This window comes from Aquitalea palustris (assembly GCF_003693445.1).
Lineage (GTDB): Bacteria > Pseudomonadota > Gammaproteobacteria > Burkholderiales > Chromobacteriaceae > Aquitalea > Aquitalea palustris.
The window spans coordinates 1-11708 of sequence record NZ_RFAR01000133.1 but is presented as its reverse complement, the minus strand read 5'-3'; the positions used below and the strand labels follow the sequence as shown (position 1 = coordinate 11708).

The following is an 11708-nucleotide window of genomic DNA, read 5'->3' as shown; positions in this document are numbered from 1 at the left end:
TTTTTCGCCGTCACGCGGCGGGTAGGGTTTGCGCTCGCCATCTCGCTGCGGGAACTGGCGTTCTCCCTGACGTGGCGGCTGGCCGGCGGCCGGACGACGTGCGGAGTAAGGGTCGCGCGGGCCACTGGCCGATGGCGCCTTTTTCTGGATGATGGGTCCCTTGGCCGCGCCTTCGGCTGATGCTGCGGCGTTGCCAGCGGCAGGCTGAGCGGAGTCGGTTTCGCTGCTGCTGATATCGCGGCGCAGATTGGCGCGCTGGCGTGAACGGAAAGTGGCCATGGGTACATCCTTAATAAGCAATCTTTCATTTTACCTTATTTGCCGCGACACTGCTTGGTGCCTCCTCGCCTTTGAGGTAGCATGTCCGGTTCCCTTTTGCATAAACGCGGGCCCGCATGTTGCAGGATTCATTTGCCACCCGCCTGGTGGCCTGGCAAAAACAGCATGGCCGTCACGATCTGCCCTGGCAGGTGAGCGACCCCTATCGGGTGTGGCTGTCGGAAATCATGTTGCAGCAAACGCAGGTCACGGCGGTGCTGGAGTATTACGCCCGCTTTCTGCTGCGCTTCCCCGATGTTGCGTCACTGGCGGCCGCTTCGGTGGATGAGGTGCTGGCCTTGTGGAGCGGGCTTGGCTATTACAGCCGGGCACGTAATTTGCATAAGGCAGCGGTAATGGTGATGGACGAATTTGGCGGCCATTTTCCGGTGCAGCGCGAGGCATTGCAGCGCTTGCCGGGAGTAGGGCGTTCCACCGCGGCAGCCATTGCTGCCTTTGCTTTCGGTCAGCGCGAAACCATTCTGGATGGCAATGTCAAAAGAGTGCTCACGCGCTGCTTCGGCATTGCCGGCTTTCCCGGTGAAAAAGCCGTTGAAAAGCAGCTGTGGGCCTTGGCCGAAGCCCTGCTGCCTGCTGACAGCAGCCAGATGACCGCCTACACCCAGGGCCTGATGGACCTGGGCGCCACCGTATGTGGCCGCAAGCCGGCCTGTACCGTTTGCCCGATGGTGGATGGCTGTGTGGCTGCCCGGCAGGGCCGCACCCACGAACTGCCGACGCCGCGCCCGAAAAAGGCGGTGCCCACCCGCCACACCGTCATGTTGCTGGCGCAGCATGGCGACCGTATCTGGCTGGAGCGGCGGCCGCCTTCCGGCATCTGGGGCGGGCTGTTGTCGCTGCCGGAGTTTGCCGACAGCATGGCGCTGGAGGCCTGGTTTGCCCGGCAGGGCAGTGGTGATGTGCTGCCCTCCTGGCCCGAGCTGGAGCATGTGTTTACCCATTACCGCTTGATCATTACCCCGGTGCCGGCGCGGCTGGATACGCTGGCTGCCACCGGAGTGCAGGAATCCGCCGGACAGTGGATACCCTTGCAGCAGGCGCTGGAGGCGGGCTTGCCCGCACCGGTGAAGCGACTGTTGCAACGTCTGCTGGCCTGACCGACGGAAGTTGGCATCCATTTTTTGTGCAGCGCTGCTGCCCAGGTGTGAAATATGGTTTCCGTAGTACGTTCGATGGCCGATACCCTGGCCGATGCCGCCGACCCGACACGGTGGCTGGAACTGTTGTCCGCCAGCCTGCCCCAGGCCGAATCCGACCTGCTGAGCCGCGCCTTTGCCGCAGCCCGTGAACTCTACCGTGGCAAGGCGCTGGCCAGTACCGGTGAAGACCTGTTCAGCCATGCGGTATCCGCCGCGGCCATCGTGGCCGACCTCAATCTGCTGACTGATGCCATCGTCGCCACCCTGCTGTTTGCCGTGCCGGACCAGCGCGCCGAGTGGCAGGAATGGATGACGGAAAACTTCGGCCAGACCGTGACTGTGCTGGTGGATGGCGTGGGCGGCGTGCGCCGCATTACCGAACTGGCGCGCATCGACAAGCTGGAAACCCCGGAAGAGCGCGCCCGCCAGGCGGAAACCATGCGCAAGATGCTGCTGGCCATGGTGGCGGATATCCGCGTGGTGCTGATCAAGCTGGCCTGGCGCACCCAGACCATGCACTACCTGCCCCATGTGCATGACGAGGCAGTACGCCGTGCCATTGCCACCGAAACGCTGGACCTGTTTGCCCCCTTGGCCAACCGCCTGGGGGTGTGGCAGATCAAGTGGGAACTGGAAGACCTGGGCTTCCGCCACACCGAACCGGACAGCTACAAGAAAATCGCCAAACTGCTGGACGAGCGCCGGCTGGAGCGTATCGACTATATCGGCCGGGTGCTGGACACCCTGCGCAGCGAGCTGAAAGCGGCCGGGGTCAAGGCCGAGGTGGCTGGCCGACCCAAGCATATCTTCTCCATCTGGAAAAAGATGAAGAAGAAAAAGCTCGATTTTACCGAGCTGTACGACATCCGCGCCGTGCGCATCCTGGTGGACAAGCTGCCGGACTGCTACACCGCGCTGGGCATCATTCATGGCATGTGGCAGCCCATTCCCGGCGAGTTCGACGACTACATCTCCCACCCCAAGGCCAATAACTACCGCAGCCTGCATACGGCGGTGATCGGCCCGGAAGACAAGGCGCTGGAAGTGCAGATCCGCACTTTCGAAATGCACGAGCATGCCGAATTCGGCGTGGCGGCGCACTGGCGCTACAAGGAGGGCGGCAAGGGCGATGCGCAGTACGAGGAAAAAATCTCCTGGCTGCGCCAACTGCTGGACTGGCGCGAGGAAATGTCCGACCGCGAAGGGCTGGCGGAAGCCTTCAAGACCGAGCTGTTCTCCGACACCATCTATGTGCTGACGCCGCAAGGCCGGGTGCTGGCGCTGCCGCACGGTGCCACTCCCATCGATTTCGCCTATGCCATTCACTCCGGCCTGGGTAACCGCTGCCGTGGCGCCAAGGTGGAAGGGCAGATCGTGCCGCTGTCCACGCCCTTGCAGAATGGCCAGCGGGTAGAGGTACTGACCGCCAAGGCGGGCGGACCGTCGGTCAACTGGCTGCACGACGGCTGGGTCAAGAGCCACCGCGCCATTTCCAAGATCCGCCAGTACATCCGCCTGCAAAATGCCGATACCGTGCGTGAAACCGGCAAGCAGCTGTTCGAGCGCGAACTGGCGCGCCATCCGCATCTGCAGCCCAATCTGGGTGCACTGGCGGAAAAGCTGGGCTATGCCAAGATGGACGAGCTGTATGGTGCCATGGGCCATGGCGAACTCAGTGTCCGTGCCGTGGCCAATGCCATTCTCAGCTTTGCCCCACCGCCGCCAGTGGATGTGGAGCCGGAAAGCATCATCCGCGCCAGTCGGGGCGGCCATGATGCGGGCGGCATCCTGATCGAAGGCGTGGACAACCTGATGACGGTGCTGGCCAAGTGCTGCAAGCCGGCACCGCCGGATGCCGTGGTCGGTTTTGTCACCAAGGGCCGCGGTATCTCCATCCATCGCACCAATTGCCTCACACTCAAGCGCTTGTCAGCCGATGTGCCGGAGCGGCTGATTTCAGCGGGTTGGGGCGATCAGAAAAGCAGTGTGTTTCCGATTGATATTGAAGTAGTGTCGTTGGATCGTGGCGGCCTGTTGCGCGATATTTCCGATGTGTTGTCACGGGAAAAGCTCAACCTGATCGCCGTACATACCCTGTCGCGCGACATGCGCGCCAAGATGCGCTTTACCGTGGAAGTGCGTCAGGTACAGGACATCAGCCGGGTACTGGCACGCATGATGGAGCTGCCCGGTGTGACCGACGCACGGCGGGTGTAAGGACCGGCCATGCGTGAGTCGTTTTGCGGAGCCAAGGCGGCGCTGTTTTATCAGGACAGCCTGCTGGTGTATCTGCGTGACGACAAGCCCGGCCTGCCCTTTGCCGCCTGCTGGGATTTTCCCGGTGGCGGCAGGGAAGGGCAGGAAAGCCCGTTTGCCTGTCTGCAGCGTGAGACCACAGAAGAATTCGGCATCCTGCTACGGCCGGAGCAACTACTCTGGCAGTGCAGCTACCCCAGCTGGCACCAGCCCGGTGTCGTCAGCTTGTTCATGGTGGGCCAGCTCGACGCGGCGCAGGTCAGTAGCATCCGTTTTGGCGACGAAGGCCAGTACTGGGGCTGGATGACGCCCGCCGCGTATCTGGGCCATCGCGCCGCCGTCCCCTATCTGCAGCAACGTTTGCAACACTATCTGCAACACATGGCCGGCTAAGCGCTGCGACGTCTGCTTCAGAGCCGGTTAGGCCTGGAAGCCATTGTCCTGTTCGGCTGCTTCCTGCTATTCACGATTGCTTTCAGCTAAAGATATTTCCATAATCTGTCCCTTGAATCTGCGGGCATGGCGACTGGCCATGGCCTGGCATGCAGATGACAACCCAGCAGGAATCCCATGTCAGAACTCATTACTGCCGCGCGTCGCGCCCTGTCCATGATGGACCTCACCACCCTGAACGATGACGATACCGATGCCCGGGTGATCGCCCTGTGCCAGCAGGCCAGCAGCAGCGCCGGTACTGTGGCGGCACTGTGCGTGTTTCCGCGTTTTGTCGCGCTGGCGCGCCGCACGCTGGATGAGCTGGGCCTGTCACAGGTCAAGGTCGCTACCGTAACCAACTTCCCGGCTGGCGGCTCTGATGTCGCACAGGCCGTGGCCGAAACCGAGGCCGCCATCGCCGCCGGGGCTGACGAAGTGGATGTGGTGTTTCCCTACCGTGCGCTGATGGCTGGCAATGCCGAAGTCGGGGCCGAACTAGTGGCCGCCTGCAAGGAAGCCTGTGGTGACAAAGTGTTGAAAGTCATCATCGAAAGCGGAGAGCTGAAAGAACCGGCACTGATCCGTCAGGCCAGTCTGATCGCCATCGAAGCCGGCGCCGACTTCATCAAGACCTCCACCGGCAAAGTGGCTGTTAACGCCACGCTGGAAGCCGCCGGCATCATGCTGGCAGCCATCCGTGCAACGGGTGCGCAGTGTGGCTTCAAGGCCGCTGGCGGCGTGCGCAGTGCCGCCGATGCGGCCGAATACATCGATCTGGCCGAACACCTGCTGGGCGAGTCGTGGGTGACGGCCGAGCACTTCCGTTTTGGCGCGTCCAGCCTGCTGGCCAGCTTGCAGGCGGAAATTGCCGGTACCAGCAGCGCGCCCGCCAGCGGCTATTGACCCAAGCGGCAGGGCAGGCGGTGTAGCGCTTGCCATACCAGGGCCGAAGCCTGTCTTCGGCCATCATTTTTTGCGGCCGCTGCCGCAGATGCAGCAGCGTCGCCGCAGGAGAACAGCATGTTTTTGCCACAAGAAGTCATTCGCAGGAAACGCGATGGCCAGACGCTATCGGCCGAGGAAATCCAGCAGTTCGTGGCCGGTATTACCGATGACAGCGTGGCTGACAGCCAGATCGCCGCCCTGGCCATGGCGGTGTATTTCCGCGGCATGGAGCTGGAAGAAAACGTTGCACTGGCCCTGGCCATGCGCGACTCCGGCCGTTGCCTGCGCTGGGCCGACCTGAACTTGCCCGGCCCGGTGCTGGACAAGCACTCCACTGGCGGGGTCGGTGATGTGGTGTCACTGATGCTGGGCCCGCTGATTGCCGCCTGTGGCGGCTTTGTGCCAATGATTTCCGGCCGTGGTCTGGGCCATACCGGCGGCACGCTGGACAAGCTGTCGGCCATTCCGGGCTACAACCCCTTTCCCACGCCCGAGCGTCTGCGCCAGGTAGTGCGTGAGGTCGGCGTGGCCATCATCGGCCAGACCAGCGATCTGGCCCCGGCCGACCGCCGTTTCTATGCCACGCGAGACATCACCGCCACGGTGGAATCCATCGCGCTGATCACCGCTTCCATCCTGTCGAAAAAGCTGGCCGCCGGGCTGGATGTGCTGGTAATGGACGTCAAGGCCGGCAGCGGCGCCTTCATGCCCAGCATGGCAGCCTCCATCGCCCTGGCCGAACGCATCGTCGAGGTGGGCAATGGCGCGGGAGTGCGCACCAGCGCACTGATTACCGACATGAGCCAGCCGCTGGCCAGCAGCGCCGGCAATAGTCTGGAAACCACCGAGGCAGTACGCTATCTGAAGGGCGATGAGCGCAATCCGCGCCTGCACGCCATCACCATGGCCTTGTGCTGCGAAATGCTGCTGGCCGGCGGGCTGGCGGTCAGCGAGGACGATGCACGCCTGCAGCTGGAGCAGGCACTGGACTCTGGCCGCGCTGCCGAGATCTTTGCCCGCATGGTGGCCGAGCTGGGCGGACCGGCAGATTTTATCGAGCACTATCCGCGTTATCTGCCGGCAGCACCGGTGCTGCGCCCGGTCTGTGCTGAGCGCAGCGGCTTTGTCGCCGCCATGGATACCCGAGCCCTGGGCATGGCAGTGTGTGCGCTGGGTGGTGGCCGTCGCCTGGCCAGCGACCAGCTGGACTACCGGGTTGGCCTGACGCAGTTTGTCGAACTGGGGCAGTGGGTGGCTGCCGATCAGCCCCTGCTGTTGATTCATGCTGCCGATGAGCGTGGGGCCGACGAAGCCGCCCGCCGCATCCGCAGCGCCATTAGCCTGAGCGAGGCAGCACCAGCGGCCTTGCCGCTGGTCTATCAGACCATCCACCGCCGCTAAGCGCAGGAGATCACATCATGCAACGCGCCATCATCCTGATACTGGATTCACTCGGCATCGGTGCCGCTGCCGATGCACCGCAATTCGGCGATGCCGGTAGCAATACCCTGGGCCATATCGCCATGGAAGCCGCCGCCGGTCGTGCCGACAAGGGTCGCAGCGGCCCGCTGCACCTGCCCAATCTGTCGAAAATGGGGCTGGGCCATGCCTGTCAGCTGTCCTCCGGCTATTTTCCTGCCGGCATGGAGCAGGCGGCCCCTCTTGCCGCTTATGGCTATGCCCGCGAGCTGTCCAGCGGCAAGGACACGCCGTCCGGTCACTGGGAAATCGCCGGGGTGCCGGTGCTATTCGACTGGGGTTATTTCCGCGACAAGGACAACAGCTTCCCGCAGGCCCTGCTGGACGACATCGTGGCCCAGGCCGGCCTGCCGGGCTATCTGGGCAACTGCCACGCCTCCGGTACGGAAATTCTCGACCGGCTGGGCGAAGAGCACATGCGCAGTGGCAAGCCCATTTTTTATACCTCGGCCGATTCGGTATTCCAGATTGCCTGCCACGAAGAAAGCTTCGGCCTGGAGCGGCTTTATGAGCTGTGCCGGATCACCCGCGCTACGCTGGAGCCCTACAATATTGGCCGGGTAATCGCACGGCCCTTCCTGGGGGAAGGGCGCGGCCAGTTTGTCCGCACCGGCAACCGCAAGGACCTGGCGCTGCCGCCGCCAGCGGCCACCGTATTGCAAAAGCTGGCCGATGCTGGCGGGCAGGTGGTGTCCATCGGCAAGATCGCTGACATTTACGCCCATGTCGGCATCACCGAGCAGCACAAGGCCACCGGCTTCGACCAGATCTGGGATGCCACGCTGGCCGCCATGCGCGACACACAGCAGCGCGCCATCATCATGGCCAACTTCGTCGATTTTGATTCCAGCTACGGCCATCGTCGCGATGTGGCGGGATACGCCGCTGCGCTGGAACAGTTCGACCGCCGCCTGCCCGAGGTCATGGCCGCCCTGCAGCCGGACGATATCCTGATCCTGTCGGCCGACCATGGCTGCGACCCGACCTGGCCCGGCTCGGACCATACCCGCGAGCATATCCCGGTGCTGTGCTACGGCCATGGCGTCAAGTCCGGCTCCATCGGCGAGCGCGGCAGCTTTGCCGATATCGGCCAGAGCGTGGCCGCCCATCTGGGCCTGCCGGCCATGGACTATGGCCGCTCATTTCTGAACTGAACAATCCCACAAGGAAAACCACAATGGCTACACCGCATATCAACGCCCAGCCGGGTGATTTCGCCGAAACCGTGCTGATGCCGGGCGACCCGCTACGCGCCAAGATGATTGCCGAAACCTTTCTGCAGGACGTGCGCGAGGTCACCAGCGTGCGCAATATGCTGGGCTATACCGGCAGCTACCAGGGCAAGCGGCTGTCAGTGATGGCGCATGGCATGGGCATTCCCTCCGCCAGCATCTACACCACCGAGCTGATCCAGCACTACGGGGTGAAAAACATCATTCGCATCGGCTCCTGCGGTGCCGTTACCGCCCGCACCCAGCTGCGCGAGCTGTACATCGCCATGGGGGCCAGTACCGACAGCAAGGTCAACCGCATGCGTTTTAACCAGCACGACTTTGCTGCCATCGCCGACTACGAACTGCTGCGCACCGCCATGGACGTGGCGGCGGAGCAGGGGCGCAAGGTGACCGTGGGCAATGTGTTTTCGGCCGACCTGTTTTACGGCGTAGAGCCCAATATGCTGGAGGTGCTGGAAAAAATGAATGTGCAGGTCATCGAGATGGAGCTGGCCGGCATTTACAGTGTGGCGGCGCAGTATGGTGCCCGCGCGCTGGGCATTCTCACCGTTTCCGACATCATTCCCACCGGTGAAGCTGCCAGCGCTGAAGAACGGCAGACCACCTTCCGCGAGATGATGGAGCTCGCCCTGGCAACCGCCGTCCGGCTGTAAATCCACCAGGACTTTCGTATATTGCAATGCAGCATCAGTGCTGGTTTTCCGGCCGGTTTTCCGTGAAATCCGCACTGAAAAGCAGGTTTTCTATTGTGCCTTACAAGTGTAAAGCCCATTTGCAGTGGGGCTTTTCCTTTTCATAACAATGTGTTGCGAGGGTGTTGCACACTTTGCGGTCTATTTTAGTGCAGTGCACAAAAAAGTCTTGCCAAACCGGGAAGCGGTGCAGATAATGAAACCTGCATCAGGACGTGGCATGCAATGTGTGCGTTTTGGTGTTGTCTCCTCCATCCTCCTTCTTTTAGGTGGAACTTGGCGCAATCAGAATGGATTGCGCCTTTTTTTTTGCTTTATGATCGCTGTCCAGTCCTGGATAGTGGAAAACCGCCCGTTTGCCTGTTTCTGCAACAACTGTGGCAAAAACGAGCGGTTTTTGCCCTGGTTTTGCCCCTGCCATTTTCTTTGTCGCACAATGGTTTGACAGTGCAAAGGCCACTGTACTAGAATCCGTAACTTTCAAGAATTACGATGGAAGAGTTCCATGAAGACCTTTTCTGCCAAGCCGCATGAGGTTAAGCGCGAGTGGTTCGTGGTCGACGCCGAAGACAAGGTGCTGGGTCGCCTCGCCGCCGAAATCGCTCACCGCCTGCGTGGCAAGCACAAGCCGGAATACACTCCGCACGTTGATACCGGTGACTACATTGTCGTAGTCAACGTTGACAAACTGCGTGTTACTGGTAACAAAGCGCTGGACAAGAAGTACTACCGTCACTCCGGCTATCCTGGTGGTATCTACGAACGCAACTTCACCGAACTGCAAAACCAGTTCCCGGAGCGCGTTCTGGAAAAAGCCGTAAAAGGCATGCTGCCGAAGGGTCCGCTGGGTTACGCCATGATCAAGAAGCTCAAGGTGTACGCTGGTACCGAACATCCGCACACTGCCCAGCAGCCCAAAGTGCTGGAATTTCGTTTTTAAGGCATAGAGAATGAACGGTAAATACTACTACGGCACCGGCCGTCGCAAGAGCTCCGTTGCTCGCGTGTTCATGCAAAAGGGTAGCGGTCAGATCATCGTTAACGGCAAGCCTGTTGACGAATACTTTGCCCGCGAAACCGGTCGCATGGTTATCCGCCAGCCGCTGGTTCTGACCGAAAACCTCGAATCCTTCGACATTAAGGTTAATGTTGTTGGTGGTGGTGAAACCGGCCAGGCAGGTGCTATCCGTCACGGTATCACCCGCGCTCTGATCGACTTCGACACTATCCTGAAACCGGCTCTGTCGGCTGCAGGTTATGTTACCCGCGATGCTCGTGAAGTTGAACGTAAGAAGGTCGGCCTGCGTAAAGCTCGCCGTGCCAAGCAGTTCTCCAAGCGTTAATCGCAAGGTTTACTGTTTTCAGAAAAGCCGCCTTCGGGCGGCTTTTTCTATTTTCACCGCCCTCATCTTGCCACTCACGGGGCGACTGCTATCCCTGCTGCTGCTGTTTCCTGCCTGCTGTTCCCTGCTGTTTTTCCTGTTTGATATGACCATATTCATATTAATGTCTTTAAAGTGTCATTTAAATTGATTAGTTTACAAAGAAAATGGCACAGGGTTTAACGGGTTTACCCTTGCCGTATCTCGGTGTATGGTGGCCGCCTTTTCATGGTCTGGCCCATGGTGCCGACCAAATCGGTAGCGGCTTCATGCGGACTGCCAATCAGTTGATCAACGGGAAAACCAGATGTCTTTGAAACAACGCTTGCTGGCCTTTGTCGCCTGCTTGCTGCTGGTGGTGGTGGCGGTATTGTCGGTGCTGTCCTATCAGCGCATGCGCACGGAAATCATCGAAGGGGTAAGGCACGAGCTGGATGCGGCCATGCTGGGCAATCGCAATGCACTGGGCAACTGGCTGGCCCAGCGCAAGGATGCGGTAGAGGCCACGGCCAGTTTGCTGGTGAGCAGCGGCGACGTCCTGCCGCAGTTGCAGCAGGGCAAGGCGGCCGGCCGCTTTGATCAGCTGTTTGCCGGCTATGCCGACAAGCGCATGATTTATCAGCTGGCTGACAAGCACGCACCGGAGGGCTATGACCCGACCGCGCGCCCCTGGTATAAGCAGGCCGCTGCCGCGGGTGGCAGCATCGTTACCGAACCCTATCTGTTTGCCTCGACCAAAAAACTGGGGGTGACGGTGGCCTATCCCTTGCTGCGCAATCAGCAGTTGCAGGGTGTGGTGGGCGGGGATATCTCGCTGGAAGGCATCATCAGTCTGGTGCAGGGCATCAAGCTGCGCGGCGATGGTTATGCTTTCCTGGCTACCCGCAGCGGCAAGATCGTGGCGCACCCGGTGGCGGACAGCACGCTCAAGCCGGTGGCCGAGGTGATGCCAGGGCTGGATGCGGCCTTGCTACAGCAGGCAACGGACAGCAGCCAGAGCCAGGAACTCGAGATCGGTGGTCGTGCGGTATTCCTGCAGCTGACGCCAGTGCCCGGCTCGGACTGGGTGCTGGGTAGTGTGGTCGACAAGGCTGCCATTCTGGCGCCATTGCAGGGTTTGTTGATCACGCTGGTGGTGGCCGGTCTGTTGTGTAGCGTACTCGCCATCGTGCTGGCACAGCTGGCGCTGACCCGCCTGCTGCGTGGTCTGGTGCGTTTGCGTGATGCCTTGCTGGAGATTTCCAGCGGTCAGGCCGACCTGACCCACCAGCTGCATGTGGAACAGCAGGATGAAATTGGCCAGACTGCCGAGGCGTTCAACCGCTTTGTCGCCAGCCTGCGCCGCATGTTTATCGATGTGCGCGAACATGCCTTGTCGCTCAACAGCGAGCTGGACAGCCTGAAGCAGGTGACGCACACCGTGAGTCTGCAGTCTGAGCGGCAGTCCGAGGTGTCCAGCGCCGCCGCCGCCACCATCGAACAGATTACTGTCAGCATCAATCACATTGCCGACAACGCCAGCATGGCTGAGCAAGTGGCGAGCCAGACCGGTGCCACCTCGCAGCACTCGGCACAGGCCGTTGGCCAACTGGCGGATGATATTGCCCATATCGCCCAGGAAGTGGGCCGGCTGGGTGGCGCGCTGAATGCGCTGGGGGATCGCTCCGGTCAGATGAATACCATCATCGGCGTGATCCGTGATATCGCCGATCAGACCAATCTGCTGGCACTGAATGCAGCCATCGAAGCGGCACGCGCGGGCGAAGCCGGCCGTGGCTTTGCCGTGGTGGCGGATGAGGTACGCAA

The 11708-nt window shown here is 61.2% G+C and carries 11 protein-coding genes and 1 pseudogene; 10 read left to right on the top strand and 2 right to left on the bottom strand.

What is annotated here, in order from left to right; translation table 11 throughout:
* A pseudogene (locus EAY64_RS19925) lies at nucleotides 1–279 on the bottom strand (hypothetical protein); the annotation flags it as partial.
* A gap of 119 nt (nucleotides 280–398) precedes the next feature.
* Between EAY64_RS19925 and mutY the strand changes: the two are divergent.
* The 7 genes from mutY (at nucleotide 399) to deoD (ending at nucleotide 8481) form a co-directional block, all read left to right on the top strand.
* Nucleotides 399–1436, top strand: a complete 1038-nt coding sequence (mutY, locus tag EAY64_RS19920; protein WP_103526480.1) for an A/G-specific adenine glycosylase — start codon at nucleotides 399–401, stop codon at nucleotides 1434–1436.
* 54 nt (nucleotides 1437–1490) lie between these two features.
* The gene (locus EAY64_RS19915) at nucleotides 1491–3695 is read left to right on the top strand and encodes a RelA/SpoT family protein (RefSeq protein ID WP_103526477.1); all 2205 of its coding nucleotides are present in this window, start codon (nucleotides 1491–1493) and stop codon (nucleotides 3693–3695) included.
* A 9-nt stretch (nucleotides 3696–3704) separates the two neighbouring features.
* The gene (locus EAY64_RS19910; RefSeq protein WP_103526475.1) at nucleotides 3705–4127 is read left to right on the top strand and encodes an NUDIX hydrolase; all 423 of its coding nucleotides are present in this window, start codon (nucleotides 3705–3707) and stop codon (nucleotides 4125–4127) included.
* 177 nt (nucleotides 4128–4304) lie between these two features.
* Nucleotides 4305–5072 (top strand): deoxyribose-phosphate aldolase, encoded by a 768-nt coding sequence (gene deoC / locus EAY64_RS19905; RefSeq protein WP_103526474.1) that lies wholly within the window; start codon nucleotides 4305–4307, stop codon nucleotides 5070–5072.
* Between the two features lie 117 nt (nucleotides 5073–5189).
* A complete protein-coding gene (gene deoA / locus EAY64_RS19900; RefSeq protein WP_103526472.1) occupies nucleotides 5190–6515 on the top strand; it encodes a thymidine phosphorylase in 1326 nt (441 codons plus the stop codon).
* A gap of 17 nt (nucleotides 6516–6532) precedes the next feature.
* Nucleotides 6533–7747, top strand: a complete 1215-nt coding sequence (locus tag EAY64_RS19895; RefSeq protein WP_103526470.1) for a phosphopentomutase — start codon at nucleotides 6533–6535, stop codon at nucleotides 7745–7747.
* Between the two features lie 23 nt (nucleotides 7748–7770).
* A complete protein-coding gene (deoD, locus tag EAY64_RS19890) occupies nucleotides 7771–8481 on the top strand; it encodes a purine-nucleoside phosphorylase (protein WP_103526468.1) in 711 nt (236 codons plus the stop codon).
* A 304-nt stretch (nucleotides 8482–8785) separates the two neighbouring features.
* Here the strand turns inward: deoD and EAY64_RS20315 are convergent, their stop codons facing one another.
* Entirely contained in the window at nucleotides 8786–8980 is a 195-nt protein-coding gene (locus EAY64_RS20315) for a hypothetical protein (protein ID WP_147456255.1), read from the bottom strand.
* Nucleotides 8981–9025: 45 nt separating this feature from the next.
* Between EAY64_RS20315 and rplM the strand changes: the two genes are divergently transcribed.
* The 3 genes from rplM to EAY64_RS19875 form a co-directional block, all read left to right on the top strand.
* A complete protein-coding gene (gene rplM / locus EAY64_RS19885) occupies nucleotides 9026–9460 on the top strand; it encodes a 50S ribosomal protein L13 (protein ID WP_059284599.1) in 435 nt (144 codons plus the stop codon).
* 10 nt (nucleotides 9461–9470) lie between these two features.
* A complete protein-coding gene (rpsI, locus tag EAY64_RS19880) occupies nucleotides 9471–9863 on the top strand; it encodes a 30S ribosomal protein S9 (RefSeq protein WP_103526466.1) in 393 nt (130 codons plus the stop codon).
* A gap of 346 nt (nucleotides 9864–10209) precedes the next feature.
* On the top strand, nucleotides 10210–11708 hold a 1499-nt coding region (locus tag EAY64_RS19875), incomplete at its 3' end, for a methyl-accepting chemotaxis protein (RefSeq protein ID WP_199734502.1).

What these genes read in the sequence shown, in the direction of transcription:
- deoD (WP_103526468.1), top strand. Translation starts at nt 7,771, where the DNA reads ATGGCTACACCGCATATCAACGCCCAGCCGGGTGATTTCGCCGAAACC.
- deoC (WP_103526474.1), top strand. Translation starts at nt 4,305, where the DNA reads ATGTCAGAACTCATTACTGCCGCGCGTCGCGCCCTGTCCATGATGGAC.
- EAY64_RS19915 (WP_103526477.1), top strand. Translation starts at nt 1,491, where the DNA reads ATGGTTTCCGTAGTACGTTCGATGGCCGATACCCTGGCCGATGCCGCC.
- deoA (WP_103526472.1), top strand. Translation starts at nt 5,190, where the DNA reads ATGTTTTTGCCACAAGAAGTCATTCGCAGGAAACGCGATGGCCAGACG.
- EAY64_RS19910 (WP_103526475.1), top strand. Translation starts at nt 3,705, where the DNA reads ATGCGTGAGTCGTTTTGCGGAGCCAAGGCGGCGCTGTTTTATCAGGAC.
- rpsI (WP_103526466.1), top strand. Translation starts at nt 9,471, where the DNA reads ATGAACGGTAAATACTACTACGGCACCGGCCGTCGCAAGAGCTCCGTT.
- rplM (WP_059284599.1), top strand. Translation starts at nt 9,026, where the DNA reads ATGAAGACCTTTTCTGCCAAGCCGCATGAGGTTAAGCGCGAGTGGTTC.
- EAY64_RS19895 (WP_103526470.1), top strand. Translation starts at nt 6,533, where the DNA reads ATGCAACGCGCCATCATCCTGATACTGGATTCACTCGGCATCGGTGCC.